Raw genomic sequence first — 16,347 nt, 5'->3', positions numbered from 1 at the left:
TAAGATTTCTTAAGATTTCTGTGGATGACCCCGATCGACTAAGTAAGGTGGGCATTGCCCACCTTACTTTCGCCTTATGTTCAGGCTGAATTGCCAGTGTTAATTTTAGCCCACCAGGTTTCACTTCCCCGGACAGAAGTCACCCATTGCGGGTTGACATACAGACTTATACAGACTCAAGATTACTTTTTGAATGCGTGGATATAATCAACAAAGTAAAATTTCGGTTCTAGCCAAAATTTGAGTCCACCGTAGACCCCCATACCGAGGAGTGCGGTTAAGGTTAAAGGCAGACCCCAGGGCAGTCTGAGGGCATCTGGCAGCAGTGCAACTGTAGCAATTGTGAGGATAAAGTAAACCAGCAAAAAGATTTGCCACCGTTGCACGGTTTTTAATGCCCCCCGACAACTGCTGCAATGTTGGGTATGTTGATGATAGCGATCGAGTATTTGTTGTCGGTTTTGAGTCATTGGCAAAATTGACAAAATATCTGGCGGGTTTATTCCTACTTCCTGCCACGGCAATTTACCCCCAGAATATTTATCAAACCAATTGCGAAATTCAATAATTAATTTGTCCGCCGATGTGGGCATTTTGTAGGCGGTTTTCCAAGTTTGGGTTTGTTGTTTTTGTTGTAATATTCGCTCTTGATAATGGAGGAAAACCATGTCTCCGTCTAATATTAAGTTGCGATTTTGTAGATGATCCCACCATCGCGGGGTGATCCGGTGTAAGTTTTGGGCAAAATTCCGAGAAAACTGCGCGACTATTCTCGACTTGCCTGGAGAAACGGGAATACAATAGGTGATTAATCCTATTTGTTTATCCGCACCCAAGGAAATTTGATATTCTAAATGACAAGGAGGTTGAAAGGTAATTGTGCTTTTAAATTTTCGGTCAATTTTCGCTTCGATGATTTGGGCATTTGATTGGCTGATGGTGATGGGTAAGGGTTCGGCTTTTTCGCGATCGCCTTGTACCCCATGATGAGCAAAAGGCACATGACTGGGGTCGGCGACATTTTCGATCAATGTCTGCCAATCATATTCTAAGTCTCGCACGATTGAAGACCAAACAAACCCTTTTTCGGCATCAATTTGCGGTGATAAAGGTAGCGGGGTTTTGGCGGCTAACTCCTCTGATTTCGGATCCAGCCAAACCCAGAGTAATTCATTCGCTTCTTGGGTGGGAAATTTGCGGGCACAAAAATTTGTTTTATTTTTACTCACTAAGTCGGGATTTTCCGCTTGGGGAATCCGCTGACAAGTGCCATCGGCATCAAATTCCCAGCCATGATAGCTACACATTAAATTTCCGGTTTTCGGTTCGATTCTGCCTTCACTTAAGGGGGCTAAACGATGGGGACATTCATCTAAAAATACTTGATATTTTTTAGATACCGGGGATTGCCAAATTACCAAGGATTTGCCCAAAATCGTTACGGTAGTAGGTCGGTCATATTCTAGGTCTTCAAGGGGGGAAATCGGATACCAATTTTGAAAAAAGTTAAATTCAGTTGTCATTGAGGTTATTTTGATTTTTTCTTAATTATGTAATATACCATAAAAATTACCAAAAAAGAATTTAGTTTGACTAATTTCACGAAATCTTCAAAAATTACTTATGGTTCCAGGATTGGTTCCAGGATTACAGAATGGTAGAATGCTAGAGAATCGGCTTAATTGCCAATGGCGATCGCCTGCCGATGGTTCGGTTCAATTATTTTTGGCATTATGACTTTAACGACGGAACAAGAAAAAGCAGCCTATTCTTCTGGTAGTGTAGCGGTGATTGCTGGTGCTGGTACAGGGAAAACTTATATGCTGGCAGAACGCTATTTTTATCACCTCACTGTTGACGGGTTTTCCCCTTTGGAAATTGTGGCTTGTACGTTTACGGATAAGGCAGCAGCCGAACTGCGATCGCGCATTCGGGCAACGGTTTCTCAAAGACTGCCCGATCGCTTTGACTTGTTAGCTGAATTGGAAGCAGCCCAAATTAGTACCCTCCACTCTTTAGCCACCCGAATTTGTCAGGAACACCCGGAAGCGGCAGGGGTTCCCGCTGATTTTACCGTATTGGATGAGTTGGAAAGTAAAATTTGGCTTAATCAGCAATTAATTTTGGCTTTGACAGAATTACCTGCCGAGATTTATCAAGAAATTTTTTATAGTCAATTGGGGGAAATTTTACCCCATTTAATTGCCGATCCAATCGCCGCTGAACGAGCTTTTAATCGGTCAATTAATCCAGAAAATTTAATTGCCCAAATGCAGCAATTTGCCCTGAGTGAATTGTTGGGCAATTCCCAATGGCAATTGGCAACAGAAACTTTACACCAGTTTGCAGGACTTGAAGGCGATCGCATAGAATTAGCCCGGAAAACTGCGATTCAGGCAGTCAATAGTTTAAAAGAAAATAGTGAACCAACAAACGCTTTGGAAAATCTAACCAAGATTAATTTGCAGGGAGGCAGTAAGAAAAAATGGCCAGATGGGGGATTTACGGAAATTAAAGAGGCGATCGCTACTCTAAAAAAATTGGCAGACAAAGAAATCAAGCGAGGCAGGATTAATCTAGACATTGGCGAATTTGACCATAAATTAACCGCTATTTTGCCCATCCTCAAGCAGGCATTTATGCAAGTGCGGGAGTTTTTAGCAGCGGCTAAACGAAAAGCCCGATTATTAGATTTTGCGGATTTAGAAGTCTATGCCCTAAAAGCCCTGAGTCATCCCGAAGTTCAAGAGTATTATTGGCAACGGTGGCAAGCTTTTTTAGTGGATGAATTCCAAGATACTAACCCCGTCCAAGGAGAATTTTTAGAGTTGCTAAATTCTAAGGCAATATTGACTATTGTGGGCGATGCTAAACAGTCAATTTATGGGTTTCGACGGGCCGATGTGGCGGTGTTTCAAAGCTGGTGCGATCGCATTCAGCATGATTCAGGTAAAAGAGGAAAAGGTGGCGAAATTGTGGAACTTTCTACCAGTTTTCGCACCCATGAAAGCTTGATTAACCAGATTAATCAAATCTTTGCGCCGCTATTGGGAAATTTGCACCAAAATTTAACGGCTTTTCGCACAGAAGCCCCATATGTTAATGATATTAATCCAGATGTTAATACTTATTTAGAGGCTTATACTGTTGCCGCTGGAGAGGTAAATGATATTAACCGTTGCCGTCAGGCAGAAGGTCGGCATATTGCCCGAACGCTTAAACAAATGTTAGAGCAAAAAATGCCTGTTTATGACAAAAAAACAGGCGGTTTGCGTCCGGTGAAACCGGGAGATATGGCGATTCTTTCTCGCACTTGGGATCCGTTAGAATTGTATGGGGAAACTTTGGCAAGTGAGGGCATTCCCGTGGTGTTGTCCGGGGGCGGCAATTTGTTAGATACTAGGGAAGCAAAAGATGCTTGGGCTTTATTAAGATTTTTGGCGGATCCTACGGATGATATTGCTTTGGTGGCGGTGTTACGGAGCCCATTTTTTGCTATTAGCGATCGCACCTTATTTATGATTAGTCGTTCTCTGTTAACCGTTGAGGGAAAAAACCTTTCTTGGTGGGAAAAAATTCAGATGGAACAGAAACCGGGTTTCTTGGAGAAACCCGGTTTCTCTGCCGTAGAAATATTAAAGCAACTTTTAGGCGATCGCACCGTAGAACCGCCCACCCGTTTACTGCAAATTGCTGACCGTTTAACCGGATATACAGCAGTGATTAATAACCTACCAGGAGCACCCCGTCGGCTGGCAGACTGGCGAGGTTTTATGGAACTTGTGCGACAATTAGAAACGGGAAATAATGATGTATTTAATGTGGTGCGACGGTTACGACAAATTGCCGCCGCTGATGTGAAAATTACCCGGCTACCTTTGGAGGCAGAAAATGCCGTTACTTTAATGACGATTCATGCAGCTAAAGGTTTAGAATGGCCGGTGGTAATAGTGCCTGATTTAACCAGAAGTAAACCCAATTATTCGCCATCGGTGTATTTTGACCCTGCGTGGGGTGTGGCAGTTTCCTTGTCTAATGAGGAAGGAGAAAAACAAAAGCCAGTCCTTTACGTTTGGCTGGAAAATTTACAGAAACAACGAGAAGATGCTGAAGCTTTGCGGTTGCTTTATGTGGCTTTTACTCGGAGTCGCGATCGCCTAATTTTAACCGCAGCTAGTGAGAAAGGCAGTTTGTTAGATTTGCTGCGTCCGGGACTGAATGCGGCGAATATTTCTGTAGAAAAAATTCCTTTAACCGCCGAGGATTTATTCGCCCCCGAACCGCCATTACCCCCTTTACTAGAGGGCGATCGTCCAGAAATTATCGGTTTTGTTGGTTCGGGATTATTTGAATTGCCGGTGACAGCTTTGAGTGAATATACTCGCTGTCCTAAACGGTTTAAATTTCGCTATATTGATGGACACCCAGGGACAGGAGAAGGGATGGCGATCGCTCAAAAAATTGGCATTTTAGTCCATAAAGCTTTGGAAAATAACATCAGAAACCCGGAAACTTTATCTCGATTTAACTCTAGCTTATTCCCGGCACAAATCCAAGAAATATTATCTCTGGTGCAAGCTTGGGATGAATACCCAGACTATGCCCCCTATCGCCAAGGAAACATTAGCAAAGAAACCAAGATTACTTTCAAAATAGATAGCATTACTTTTAATGGGGTGATTGATTTATTAGGTGATGATTTTGTTTTAGATTATAAAACAGACCAAATCATCGAACCTCATTTACATCGCTGCCAATTATGGGTTTATGCGGCAGCAACGGAACGCCCCCAAGCCCACATTGCTTACTTAAGAGAACCCAAGCTTTTCACTTATCCCCGTGACTATTTCCAAGCCGTTGGTGATGAAGTGAAAAATATTGTGCAAAAAATTTTACAAGGAGATTATCGCGCCCATGCTTGGCCAAGCAATTGTCAGATTTGTCCCTATGCAGAAATTTGTGAATATGCTTATCAAGAAATCGGGGATAAAATGGTTGAGGATGACTTAGCTTTTTAGGGTTTAGTTGTAGTTGTAGGGTTTAGTGCGATCGCCTATTTTCCCATTGCAAATTATCTCCGTAGGGGCGAAGCATTTCCGCCGGAAATTTATGCTTATAATTAATCACTTATCGGCGGGAATGCTTCGCCCTTTACTCGGTTAACCCAGGGCGAAGCATTCGGGTAATTATCTTAACTGTAAAAACCGAAAATTCACTGCCCGGTAAGCGAAGCCATGCCGTAGACGCGGAGCGGCTTCCCGTAGGCGGAACGCCTTCCCGTAGGGTAGGGTAGGCTATATGCTTCGCCCCTACAAAAGGGGTATGCTGTCTATAAATTAATGGGATAAATTAATAAATTCACGGTGATTTGCCCATTTTCCAGAAATTAGACGCTGAATATCATCCATCAGAAATTTAGCACCACTTGGGGGAATCAAAACCAATTGTTTATGGCAGAATCAAAATAGTCAGCGCAATTCACCATCCAGCATATCTCTAATGATTGGGACAACATTACGGGGACGCTATCATATTATCAAGAGTTTGGGCAGTGGCGGCTGTGGGGAAACCTATTTAGCCGAAGATCGGGATTTACCGAGAAATCCTCATTGTGTGGTGAAGCGACTGCAACCTCAGTCAAAGAAATCATCAGTTTTGGCTACAGCCAAACGGATGTTTAACACCGAAGCGGAAACCCTGCATAAACTCAGTCATCCGCAGATTCCTAAATTGCAAGCTAATTTTCAGGAGCATAGCGAATTCTATTTAGTTCAGGATTTTATTGACGGGGATGACCTGAGTAAAACTGAATTGAAGATTGGTCAGAAGTTAAGCGAAACCGAGGTAATTAATCTATTAATAGAAATCTTGGAAGTGCTGGCTTATGTGCATCAGCAGAATATCATTCACCGGGATATTAAACCCGCGAATTTAATGCGGCGTCATAGTGATGGGAAAATTTGTTTAATTGACTTTGGGGCGGTTAAAGAAATTTCTAATTTATCGGTGAATCCCCAGGGGCAACCATTGACGGTGATGGTGGGAACTCACGGATATATGCCCAATGAACAAGCGAATGGCAATCCTCAATTAAGTAGCGATATTTATGCGGTGGGGGTAATTGCAATTCAAGCCCTGACTGGGTTAAATCCAGACCCGCGTAGTGGGGAGTTTAAAAAGGATGCTAATGGAGAATTAATCTGGCAAAATCAGGTGCAAATTGCTCCATTATTCGCTGCGGTTTTAACCCGAATGGTGCTTTATGATTTTAATCAGCGTTATCCATCAGCGGTAGAAGCTTTAGCAGCAGTCAAAGCAGTGAAAAATAGCAATCAAAATACTTACTCGCCCACTTCTACTCCGCCAGAGGTGGTATCACAGCCTAATCCGGACAATCATTCAGGGAAAAAGCCAAATAAACCGAAAAAACAGAATTTTTGGATGAAAAAAAAGGTTTTCATTCCCATAGCTGCCGCAGGAATCATGTCTCCGTTACTGGCAGAGATAATCAAGCAGTTACCACCACCGTCATCACCGCCACCACCGCCACTACCCTGTCAAAAATTTTCCCCTTATGATAATTATGAATATGGGTTTAAAATTAAATATCACCCAACTTGGAGGAGGCAAGCCATTGATGATCCCATGACCGGGGAAATTACTAAGTTTATGGCACCTGATGATGCTAGGGCTAAGGTGACGATTAAGGTAGAAAAATTACAGAAAACTTTATCCTTAGCTGAATATTCTCAAGCTTCGATGGAGGAGATTAACAAGTTTTTTCCTCAAGTTACGATTTTGAATCGGCAAGACGGCACTTTAGCCAATAGTCCCGCTTATGAGTTGACTTATCAGGGAGTTGAAAATGGGGTGATGGTGAAGAAAATAGAGATGGGAATTGTCAGGACTGATAAAGCTTATGTGGTGATTTATGGGGCAGAAAATGGGCAATATAATAAATTTGAAAGCACAGCGAGGGAAATGATGCAATGTTTTGATTTGCTGTAGCAGAGAAACCGGGTTTCTTCAAGAAACCCGGTTTCTGGTTTTATTACGACGCTTTTATATCTGTCTCCGGCAAAAATAACTCTAGAGCCTAACGCACCCTACCAGATATCTTTGGTTTCATGCTATACTGTGATATAGCAACGCGGTCAAGATGATTTTGGTCAATTTTACTGAATATTAAGGACTATGACCACCGTATCAGTTAAAGATGAATATATTGAGATACTGACGGCTTTGGGTGATGTGCAAGCAGCGATAGATTTAGCGGTTCAATGTTATGCGATTTCCCAGATTACCGCAAAAGTAGCCGAATTGAAGAAAAATGAGGCTAAATATCGCGCTAAATATGGCATTGATTATCCCACTTTTGCCCAACGCATTGGTCAAGATGAAGCCTGGATTGAGAAAATAGAGGCGGATGGAAATAAACTATGGGAAATTGATTTGGCTGATTGGGAATTTTGTTACAAAGGAATCGAAGATTGGACAATCAAATTGCAGACTATTTTAACGATGTAATTGTTTTGGCAAAAGCCACCTTTGAATCCGTGGAATTTATTACTGATATGACTCCAGCCAGGGCAATTTTACGGATTCAAGGTAAATATGGTTTGTATCGGGTGTTGGTGACAGAGTTATTCAGCGATGAAGTGAGGAAGTATCGGTATTATGTTTTACTCGGAGAACGAGTCGAAGCGGGGTTTGATAATAGTCCCGATCCTCGTGCTATTCGGCTAAAATATGGCGAAATTGGAACTCATGCCGGGGAATATGTTCCTCATCTTCATAGGGAAGATAAAACTCAGTTAACCTTAACCGAAGAAATGACATTTGTAGGTTTTGTGGATTGGCTGAAAAAAAATATTCAATAAATCGTAGATCCATCGTAGCGGTAGGGTGTGTTAGGCGGCGAAAATAATTGGCAATTTCTGGAAACTTTGCCGAAAATCGCCGCCGTAACGCACCAAGGTGGATAAATATATTAATTGTTTGGTGCGTTACGGCGCTTTTAAAATTATCTATCTCCGGCAAAAATAACTCTAGCGCCTAACGCACCCTACCTACCAATGCTACCAATGCTGTTTGTATCGTGTTAGCTGGCTAATTGGCTAATTCCCTGAGAGTTTTGGTAAAGGTTTCAGTACCAACCATTTGAGATTGATTTCGTGCCTCTTCTGCTGTTTGACCTAACAGCATATCCTCTAGTTGGGTGAGGCGATCGATTAATTGTTGATAGCTTTCTGCGGACATGAGGACATAGCTGGGTCGAGATTGTTTTGTCAGTAATACGGGTTCTACGGCCGCTTGGTCGAAGACTTCCCCGTGTCGGTTTCGGGCTTCGCTAAGGGTGTAAGTCTGCATGGTGATAGTTTTTGACTATTTTGGACATTTTGACTATTTTAGCTCATTTGTGGCAAGGGATGTGACAACCTGCTAAAGCCCAGAAACCGGGTTTCTGTGGTGAATCAAAGGGTTAACGGTGACAAGCAAACAAGAAACCCGGTTTCTCAACCTCCACCCGCAAACCCAGAAACCGGGTTTCTTTTCGGGATATCAAAGTTATCGGTTTTTCGCCAACAAGAAACCCGGTTTCTTTACCCCCACAGTAAACTTATAAACAACCCAGAAACCGGGTTTATGTCGTGGATATCAAAGTTATCTGTTTTCTGCCAACAAGAAACCCGGTTTCTTAATCCCACCAACCACCAACCACCAACCAACAACCACCAACAAAAAACAAACAACCAACAACAATTACTCTAATTCCCGAATTCTCTCCAAAGCATTTTGATACCATTCTTAGTTTCCTTACCGTTGATATAGTTCAGAAGCTTTGCGGAAGTTCTCCTGGGCTTGACGGTTATTTCCTTGGTTGTAGTAGGCAAAACCTCGATTACGATAAGCATCGGCATATTCAGGATTAATCCTAATCGCTTGGTTAAAATCCGCGATCGCCTGGTCTAATTTTCCTTGGTCGGAGTAGGCAAGACCTCGGTTGTTGTAAGCAAGGGCTAATTCAGGATTAATCCTAATCGCTTGGTTGTAATCCGCGATCGCCTGGTCTAATTTTCCTTGGTCGGAGTAGGCAAGACCTCGGTTGTAGTAAGCTGAGGCATATTCAGGTAATTTTCCTTGCCTGTAGTAGGCAAGACCTCGGTTGTTGTAAGCTTCGGCATATTCAGAATTAATCCTAATCGCTTCGTTAAAATCCGCGATCGCCCGGTCTAATTTTCCTTGCCTGTAGTAGGCAAGACCTCGGTTGTTGTAAGCATCGGCATCTTCAGGATTAATCCTAATCGCTTGGTTATAATCCGCGATCGCCTGGTCTAATTTTCCTTGTTTTTCGTAGGCAACACTTCGATTATGATAAGCATCGGCATAATTAGGATTAATCCTAATCGCTTGGTTAAAATCCGCGATCGCCTGGTCTAATTTTCCTTGGTCGGCGTAGGCAGCACCTCGGTTGTTGTAAGCATCGGCATCTTCAGGATTAATCCTAATCGCTTGGTTATAATCCGCGATCGCCTGGTCTAATTTTCCTTGGTCGGCGTAGGCAGCACCTCGGTTGTTGTAAGCAAGGGCTAATTCAGGATTAATCCTAATCGCTTGGTTGTAACTTGCAATAGCACTTTCATAGTCTTGTCGATTATACTGTTCATTACCCTGCTCTAAGAATGCCCGATCGCTTTGGGTATTAGATGGTTGAGTCGTTTCTCTTGGCTGAAGGTTTGGTCGAGACACCCTAGCTTGCAGCCGTTCAAAAGTATTAATCGGAATTCCCAGATATAAACCCACCACGCCAATCCGTGGATCCGATATCGCTTGTCCATTCACCCCGATGACTTTACCATCCTGATTCAATACCGGGCCACCACTCATGCCTTTATAGTTACCAGTGGTGTTATAAACCAAAGTATAACCGCCATCATTTTGTGACTGGATTGCCGTAATTTGTCCCTGAATCAAACTATAAGCTGGTTGGCGAATTGCATCAGACAAAGGATTCATCCAACCTGACACATATATCGGCTGAGTCAAACTGACATTATCTGAATTCCCCAACTCTGCCACTCGATAACTCTGGGGACTGGTAAAATACATCACCGCCAAATCTGCCCCTGGTAGTTGTTGGATTTGGCTAACCGAATATTCTCGACCATCCTCGGTTTTAACTGTATATTGCCCTTCGCGATCTACAACGTGCCAGTTTGTCGCAACTGTATAGGTATTACCTTCTCGTTTAACAATAAATCCCGAACCCCCGGCCCCAGGCCCATCAATCCGCACCGTAATTTCTCTGGCAATTTGCTGCACGTCTGCGGCTAAGGCTACGGGTGTCGCGAATTGCATCATTACGATTGTGCTGCTGACCATTGCGGCGCCAAAGATAGCTGGTGGGAATCGATGGGAAAAATTCATAATTTGGCTGGTTATTTCTCGTTGGCGATAATTTATTTTAAACCTATTTTATACCTCAAGTCAGCAAAAAATGTAGGGGCGAAGCATTGGCGCCTTTATCTCCAGGAAAAAACGACTATATCTATCCGCCAATGCTTCGCCCTCACCGAGTCCATTGGCGCCTTTATCTCCAGGAAAAAACGACTATATCTATACGCCAATGCTTCGCCCTCACCGAGTCTAAGGAAAAAATGTAGGGGCGAAGCATTGGCGTCATTATCTCCAGGAAAAAACGACTATATCTATACGCCAATGCTTCGCCCTCACCGAGTCTATTGGCGACAGGAGATCCGATAATTTATTTTAAATTTATTTTATAACGCCAATCAGCAAAAAATGTAGGGGCGAAGCATTGGCGCCTTTATCTCAAGGGAAAAACGACTATATCTATACGCCAATGCTTCGCCCTCACCGAGTCTATTGGCGACAGGAGATCCGATAATTTATTTTAAATTTATTTTATAACGCCAATCAGCAAAAAATGTAGGGGCGAAGCATTGGCGCCTTTATCTCCAGGAAAAAACGACTATATCTATACGCCAATGCTTCGCCCTGACGCCACCAATGAAGGATTGATCGTTAACGCTCAGGAAGGGCTTTCTCAAGAGCGTATAAATATGGTCGTTTTTTCCTTGAGATCAAGGGGCGAAGCATTCGCGTATAAATATGGTCGTTTTTTCCTTGAAATCAAGGCGCGAATGCTTGGCCTCTACATAATATAAATCGTTTTTTTCTAGGGGGTGAGGGCAAAGCATTCGCGTATAAATATGGTCGTTTTTTCCTTGAGATAAAGGCGCGAATGCTTGGCCCCTACATGATGTAAATCGTTTTTTTCTAGGGGGTGAGGGCGAAGCATTCGCGTATAAATATGGTTGTTTTTTCCTTGAGATAAAGGCGCGAATGCTTGGCCCATACATGATATAAATCGTTTTTTCTAGGGGGTGAGGGCAAAGCATTCGCGTATAAATATGGTCGTTTTTTCCTTGAGATAAAGGCGCGAATGCTTGGCCCCTACATAATATAAATCGTTTTTTTCTGGTAGGGGCAAAGCATTCGCGTATAAGTATGGTTGTTTTTTCCTTGAGATCAAGGCGCGAATGCTTGGCCCCTACGGTACACAATTTTTTGCGGCTTCGGCGGCTAATTGCATTTGCAAAATAAAATAGGGGGTATAACGCTGTTGACTTTCATCGATCGCGGGAAATGCCAAATCTTCTAATAACAAAGGAAACGAATTATCAGCGGTTTTAGCAACAACGGTGGATAATACCTCAATGGGAATTGCCCAACTCGATCGCGCAATAAAATCTTGTAACGGGGGGCAAGGTTCCGACCCATCCGCATATAATTCCGTTGCATCCCACAGAGGATAAGCGTGTATTCCGTTAATTCCCACTACTTCCCCGCGACTATTTAATAATGGCCCACCACTCATCCCTTTTTCTACATCATTATTTGAGCCAATTTGATAGCCATCTTCTAAGGGCCGATCTAATATTAGAGTGATTCGCCCTGGTCGGAAAGCAAAACCTGGGAGATCCCCCCCAGCCCCCCTTAATAAGGGGGGAGTTAGAGGGAAGGCCCCCTTTAATAAGGGGGGAGTTGGTTTTAAGCCCCCCCTTTTTAAGGGGGGGTTGGGGGGGATCTCTTCCCAACCTTGCCGATCCCCCCCAACCCCCCTTAATAAGGGGGGAGTTAGAGGGAAGCCCCCCTTTAATAAGGGGGGAGTTGGTTTTAAGCCCCCCCTTAATAAGGGGGGAGTTAGAGGGAAGGCCCCCTTTAATAAGGGGGGAGTTGGTTTTAAGCCCCCCCTTAAAAAGGGGGGGTTGGGGGGGATCTCTTCCCAACCTTGCCGATCCCCCCCAACCCCCCTTAATAAGGGGGGAGTTAGAGGGTCGGAAAGAATTTGCCTAGCCGGAAACCCTGCCGCAAATACCTCATCCCCGACGGACAAACCCCCCCTCGCCCCCCCTTGATAAGGGGGGGTTGGGGGGGTAGGCAACCGGGCCACTGCATAGACCACATTCGGGCTGCGAAATTGCAATAAGGCCAAATCATACGCCGATAAATCAACCCCCGTCACCACATCCGCAAGATATATCTGACCATCGGGCATTTGGACGCGATAGGGAGGTTTGCCCCCTCGGAGGACGTGCTGATTTGTGACTACGGTATAAACTGACCCTTGCTTTTGAATCACAAATCCCGACCCCAGGGGACTCGTAGATAACACCCTGATGGTAATAGCCCAGGCTTGCTGCTGCAATCGATCCACTACTAGCAAGGGAGGATCTGCTTTTACGGATATCAACTCTGGGGTTTTCCGAGGCATATCTCCTGGCAAGGTGAGCAGCAAACTCGTGATTAGGGCGATCGCACTCATGGGCGGTAATTTCTCCTTCCAGTAAATCGCCACGTTGCGTTTAAAACTGCCATTACCAAAGTTCTTCTAATTCTTCATGGGTGTGCCCTTGTTCCAGAAACACTTCCATATTGATGTAGGCTTCCCCATCAACATAGAAGAATAAATCATCGCTCAATTCTAATGGCTTACCCACGCGCCGCCGCAAGTCAGTCATTTGCTGCAAAACATCACTGGCATTAGTACCAGGTTCTAAAGTAACGAGAATATCTTCTTGGAGACAGTTCCCCCCCTTGATACTGGCAATGCAAATCACTGGATAATTGCCGCTGTTGCCGGTTCGCATATATTTCAGAGTGCCATTATCGTGGTAGCGTTGAAAGCGATCGGCCACTGCTTCGCAGCGGGTTTGTGGCGTCCACTTCGGATCTTTAATCCAATCAGAAACCCAGTGAATCATTGGAACTGGGCCGCGTTCAGTCCGGGCGATCGTGGCTGGGACGGTACCGTGAGTGGGACTAAAATCGGTGCCGCAAAAAAAGCGGCGGTTTTGCTGTGCCACCGTAGGCAGATTTACTGTAGTGGCTACGGCGACGGTGAATCCCGTCAATCCTGCGAATAGTTGGGTGAATAATTTGCCTCGGAACGTCATGGAACCTGCCTCCTGAAAATATGAACCCGAAAATATTAAGTTATGTAAAGCAAAACAGGGGTACTAAGTATTAATCATTACTCCACTTTGATTTTATTTCTTTACGAAAAAGCTGGCTATTTTTTTTGGTGGTAGGCAACGGATGGGTTAACGGATAGGCAACGAATGGGCAACGAATGGGCAACGGATGGGTTAACGGATAGGCAACGGATGGGCAACGGATGGGTTAACGGATGGTGGCAGCGGATGGAAGCAAGAAAGAAGTAGACAACCCAGAAACCCGGTTTCTTGCTTTACTGAACTAAAATTCGAGCCCTCCGGGTTCGCCCTACGGGTTCGTCAGTTGCTGTACTTGGGGAGACCCCAAGACCGCACTGGCTCACCGTAACGCACCGAAATAGATTTAAATTATTGGGATAATATTGGGAAATAATTCAATCAAAATAGGTGCGTTACGGCGGCGTTAAATGTCTAATCAAAATTACTGAAAAAACCAGCCGCCTAACGCACCCTACCATTGTCTAACAGGTTGATTGTGTTAGCGAAGCTGGGGATATTGTTTAAAAATATTGATTAATTTAATCTGTTTTTGGACTCCTTGGTATGTATTTGAAGAACGTTGTAAAAGTAAATGACAAGTTTCTGTTAAAACACACCAAGTTGTGATTAAAGGTTCATGGGGATATTGTGCTAAACTGTCTTGGGCGCTTTGATGATATTGGTCTTTATTATTAAACAAAGCAACCCAAAATCCTGTATCAACGATGATCATTCATATTTACAGTTTAATCCTTCTCGGATTACAGATTTATAATTCGTATAAAGTTCTGATTCTGCACTAATACAACCGATTAATCCAGATTCTTTGAGAATGTCTAAGGTACTAGATCGAACGCTAAGAGTTGGGTGAGATTTAACCTCTTGTTTTTCAGCTAAAGAATAGCGTTTTTTTAATACATCAATAAAATCGATGAGTAATGTTTGCGCTTCTTCCGGTAATTCATTAATATCTTTTTGGATTTGTTCAATATTAAGCATAATTATTTCCTACAAATGATCGGAATATATTATAACACATATATATATTATACAGGGGAGATCGCTAGACAACCCAGAAACCGGGTTTCTTTAATTTCTTAATCCCCCCTTTTTAAGGGGGGTTGGGGGTATCTTATTCCCTAGAAAACCCAGAAACCCGGTTTCTTTTGTTTAAGCAAAAGATAAGTATGGCAATTTAGCCGCAGTTTCCCGGATTTTATCTGCTGATTGGATCAGTTGTCCGCAACTGTCCCATGTGCCACTGATAAACATTTGCCGGGGGCCAGCAGCTAAGGAAACGGGATATTTTTTATCGCCTAATGTGACTTCTAATGTGTCTAAATCCAAGGTCATGGGAGTTTGGGGGTTAGCCGCGATCGCCTCTTGTAATGCTTTGACAATTGCTGGTTCAGCGGTGACACAAGGAATCCCCATTGCTACACAATTACCAAAGAAAATTTCCGCAAAACTTTCGCCAATTAAGGCTTGAATTCCCCAACGGGCGATCGCTTGTGGGGCGTGTTCCCGGCTAGAACCACAGCCAAAATTACCGTTAACCACTAATAGATTTGCCCCTTGATATTGGGGTTGGTCAAATGAATGGTTTCCCTGAGTTTGGGTGCGATCGTCTTTAAACACTTGTTCCCCTAATCCATCAAAGGTGACACAGCGTAAAAACCGGGCAGGAATAATCCGGTCTGTATCAATATCATTGCCCACCAAGGCAATTCCCCGACCGGAAATTTTGATTACTTCACTACTCATAATTTTCTGTCCTTTTTTTAGTTGTTCTTTGTTCTTGGTTGTTCGTTGTTGGTTGTTTGTTGTTGGTTGTTTGTTGGTAGTAGGGTGGGCAAAATTTTGCCCACCCTACCCGTGGACTCAAACTAGGGGGGATTGGGGCAACCACCGCCATCGGATTGCCCCTACAAATTAATATGGATGTTTTGGGCAAGTCCAAAGTTTACTTTAAACCATATCTGGGTCAATGCCCATTTCTCGGAGACGTTCCGCAAGTTTAGCGGCTTTTTGTTCCGCTAATTCGGCCCGTTGTTTTTCCTGTTCAGCCCGTTGTTTTTCCTGTTCAGCCCGATATTCTGCTAAATCAGCGCGTTCGTGACCTGTTAATAACAAAGTGCCTTCGTTGTCCCACCAACGCAACCAAAGTTGTTCTTGATTTTGATAAGAACCTTGCCAGAGTCCTAGTTCTATACCCAGGGGGTAAATAGGATAATGTCCGCGATCGTTGGGGGCTAATTTTTGGTAAGTTAAATCTCTCAGATGATAAACTTCCAAACGACCAGTTTTTATTTCATAAATTCCATAGTAAGGAACTCGAATAATCCGCTCGTAAACCCAAAATTTTCCCGGATTGGTCACGGTTTCAGTATTAGAAAGAGATAAAGGAGTTTTATCTCTTTCTTCTGCCCCATCTCCACTGGCAAATTCTAGGACAATTAACGGTGCCATTAACTCACGCCAGAGTACATAAGAACGGCGGATTTGTCCATCTAATAACGCAGGGACATTACCCACATAAAACCAGTCCGGGGCAATGGCACCCCCCACAAAAAATTTTGAACGTGGCGGGTCAGTTTCTCGCCAATAAATACCACAGTCTTGTCCGATGCAATAGTCTCCTTCGGGGTGGACTGTTTGTAAGACTGGGCCAATGGAATCAGTGAGAATTATACTTTGAGGATGTTCTTGAAAATTTTGCCGAAATGTACCATCTTCATCGGGTAGTTGAGTATGGTCGGGAAAAGCCCTAGGTTTGTCAATTTTTAGGGGAGTTTGGGTCATGGGATATTCCTCAATTGTGCTGATG

General features: G+C 43.6%; 15 protein-coding genes. 6 read left to right on the top strand and 9 right to left on the bottom strand.

The features are described from left to right. Positions 1 to 182: 182 nt before the first annotated feature. Complete coding sequence (locus ABWT76_RS29085; protein ID WP_054465513.1) at positions 183 to 1,523, bottom strand: Rieske 2Fe-2S domain-containing protein; 1,341 nt, start codon at positions 1,521 to 1,523, stop codon at positions 183 to 185. A 210-nt stretch (positions 1,524 to 1,733) separates the two neighbouring features. Between ABWT76_RS29085 and ABWT76_RS29080 the strand changes: the two genes are divergently transcribed. From ABWT76_RS29080 to ABWT76_RS29065, 4 genes are all read left to right on the top strand, one after another. Continuing rightward, entirely contained in the window at positions 1,734 to 5,018 is a 3,285-nt protein-coding gene (locus tag ABWT76_RS29080; RefSeq protein WP_354635355.1) for a UvrD-helicase domain-containing protein, read from the top strand. A 481-nt stretch (positions 5,019 to 5,499) separates the two neighbouring features. Next, positions 5,500 to 7,008 (top strand): serine/threonine-protein kinase, encoded by a 1,509-nt coding sequence (locus ABWT76_RS29075; protein WP_054465512.1) that lies wholly within the window; start codon positions 5,500 to 5,502, stop codon positions 7,006 to 7,008. A gap of 186 nt (positions 7,009 to 7,194) precedes the next feature. Continuing rightward, complete coding sequence (locus ABWT76_RS29070) at positions 7,195 to 7,527, top strand: hypothetical protein (protein WP_054465511.1); 333 nt, start codon at positions 7,195 to 7,197, stop codon at positions 7,525 to 7,527. Beyond that, positions 7,491 to 7,880, top strand: a complete 390-nt coding sequence (locus ABWT76_RS29065) for a hypothetical protein (protein WP_054465510.1) — start codon at positions 7,491 to 7,493, stop codon at positions 7,878 to 7,880. Before ABWT76_RS29070 ends, ABWT76_RS29065 begins: the two co-directional genes overlap by 37 nt. A 229-nt stretch (positions 7,881 to 8,109) precedes the next feature. On the opposite strand, the gene ABWT76_RS29060 is transcribed toward ABWT76_RS29065, so the two are convergent. Then, the gene (locus ABWT76_RS29060; protein WP_054465509.1) at positions 8,110 to 8,370 is read right to left on the bottom strand and encodes a type II toxin-antitoxin system Phd/YefM family antitoxin; all 261 of its coding nucleotides are present in this window, start codon (positions 8,368 to 8,370) and stop codon (positions 8,110 to 8,112) included. 118 nt (positions 8,371 to 8,488) lie between these two features. Here ABWT76_RS29060 and ABWT76_RS29055 point away from each other — a divergent pair, with 118 nt between their 5' ends. Continuing rightward, positions 8,489 to 8,626, top strand: coding sequence for a hypothetical protein (locus ABWT76_RS29055; protein WP_156331611.1), 138 nt, complete (start codon positions 8,489 to 8,491; stop codon positions 8,624 to 8,626). 191 nt (positions 8,627 to 8,817) lie between these two features. Here the strand turns inward: ABWT76_RS29055 and ABWT76_RS29050 are convergent, their stop codons facing one another. Then, positions 8,818 to 10,362, bottom strand: a complete 1,545-nt coding sequence (locus tag ABWT76_RS29050; protein ID WP_190876825.1) for a serine protease — start codon at positions 10,360 to 10,362, stop codon at positions 8,818 to 8,820. Between ABWT76_RS29050 and ABWT76_RS29045 the strand changes: the two genes are divergently transcribed. After that, the gene (locus ABWT76_RS29045; RefSeq protein WP_354635354.1) at positions 10,354 to 10,764 is read left to right on the top strand and encodes a hypothetical protein; all 411 of its coding nucleotides are present in this window, start codon (positions 10,354 to 10,356) and stop codon (positions 10,762 to 10,764) included. The genes ABWT76_RS29050 and ABWT76_RS29045 overlap by 9 nt on opposite strands. 811 nt (positions 10,765 to 11,575) lie before the next feature. On the opposite strand, the gene ABWT76_RS29040 is transcribed toward ABWT76_RS29045, so the two are convergent. The 6 genes from ABWT76_RS29040 to ABWT76_RS29015 form a co-directional block, all read right to left on the bottom strand. Next, positions 11,576 to 12,883, bottom strand: coding sequence for a trypsin-like peptidase domain-containing protein (locus ABWT76_RS29040; RefSeq protein WP_354635353.1), 1,308 nt, complete (start codon positions 12,881 to 12,883; stop codon positions 11,576 to 11,578). A 19-nt stretch (positions 12,884 to 12,902) separates the two neighbouring features. Next, positions 12,903 to 13,481 carry a COP23 domain-containing protein gene (locus ABWT76_RS29035; RefSeq protein WP_354635352.1) on the bottom strand — a complete coding sequence of 193 codons (579 nt, stop codon included), beginning with the start codon at positions 13,479 to 13,481 and terminating at the stop codon, positions 12,903 to 12,905. A gap of 538 nt (positions 13,482 to 14,019) precedes the next feature. Beyond that, entirely contained in the window at positions 14,020 to 14,253 is a 234-nt protein-coding gene (locus ABWT76_RS29030) for a type II toxin-antitoxin system VapC family toxin (protein WP_231636782.1), read from the bottom strand. Beyond that, positions 14,250 to 14,519, bottom strand: coding sequence for a DUF2281 domain-containing protein (locus ABWT76_RS29025; RefSeq protein WP_354635351.1), 270 nt, complete (start codon positions 14,517 to 14,519; stop codon positions 14,250 to 14,252). The genes ABWT76_RS29030 and ABWT76_RS29025 overlap by 4 nt, the downstream gene beginning before the upstream one ends. Positions 14,520 to 14,690: 171 nt before the next feature. Beyond that, the gene (gene leuD / locus ABWT76_RS29020; RefSeq protein ID WP_190876831.1) at positions 14,691 to 15,284 is read right to left on the bottom strand and encodes a 3-isopropylmalate dehydratase small subunit; all 594 of its coding nucleotides are present in this window, start codon (positions 15,282 to 15,284) and stop codon (positions 14,691 to 14,693) included. Positions 15,285 to 15,488: 204 nt separating this feature from the next. Continuing rightward, the gene (locus ABWT76_RS29015) at positions 15,489 to 16,322 is read right to left on the bottom strand and encodes a Uma2 family endonuclease (protein WP_190876833.1); all 834 of its coding nucleotides are present in this window, start codon (positions 16,320 to 16,322) and stop codon (positions 15,489 to 15,491) included. Positions 16,323 to 16,347 lie beyond the last annotated feature (25 nt).

The organism is Planktothricoides raciborskii GIHE-MW2 (genome assembly GCF_040564635.1).
GTDB lineage: Bacteria > Cyanobacteriota > Cyanobacteriia > Cyanobacteriales > Laspinemataceae > Planktothricoides > Planktothricoides raciborskii.
Note: the sequence above shows the minus strand (reverse complement) of the source record. Positions and strands in the feature narration are given on the sequence as shown.

Excerpts from the sequence above, each read along its gene's own strand:
- ABWT76_RS29085 (WP_054465513.1), bottom strand. The coding sequence starts at position 1,523 with ATGACAACTGAATTTAACTTTTTTCAAAATTGGTATCCGATTTCCCCC.
- ABWT76_RS29080 (WP_354635355.1), top strand. The coding sequence starts at position 1,734 with ATGACTTTAACGACGGAACAAGAAAAAGCAGCCTATTCTTCTGGTAGT.
- ABWT76_RS29075 (WP_054465512.1), top strand. The coding sequence starts at position 5,500 with ATGATTGGGACAACATTACGGGGACGCTATCATATTATCAAGAGTTTG.
- ABWT76_RS29070 (WP_054465511.1), top strand. The coding sequence starts at position 7,195 with ATGACCACCGTATCAGTTAAAGATGAATATATTGAGATACTGACGGCT.
- ABWT76_RS29060 (WP_054465509.1), bottom strand. The coding sequence starts at position 8,370 with ATGCAGACTTACACCCTTAGCGAAGCCCGAAACCGACACGGGGAAGTC.
- ABWT76_RS29050 (WP_190876825.1), bottom strand. The coding sequence starts at position 10,362 with ATGATGCAATTCGCGACACCCGTAGCCTTAGCCGCAGACGTGCAGCAA.
- ABWT76_RS29035 (WP_354635352.1), bottom strand. The coding sequence starts at position 13,481 with ATGACGTTCCGAGGCAAATTATTCACCCAACTATTCGCAGGATTGACG.
- ABWT76_RS29030 (WP_231636782.1), bottom strand. The coding sequence starts at position 14,253 with ATGATCATCGTTGATACAGGATTTTGGGTTGCTTTGTTTAATAATAAA.
- ABWT76_RS29025 (WP_354635351.1), bottom strand. The coding sequence starts at position 14,519 with ATGCTTAATATTGAACAAATCCAAAAAGATATTAATGAATTACCGGAA.
- leuD (WP_190876831.1), bottom strand. The coding sequence starts at position 15,284 with ATGAGTAGTGAAGTAATCAAAATTTCCGGTCGGGGAATTGCCTTGGTG.
- ABWT76_RS29015 (WP_190876833.1), bottom strand. The coding sequence starts at position 16,322 with ATGACCCAAACTCCCCTAAAAATTGACAAACCTAGGGCTTTTCCCGAC.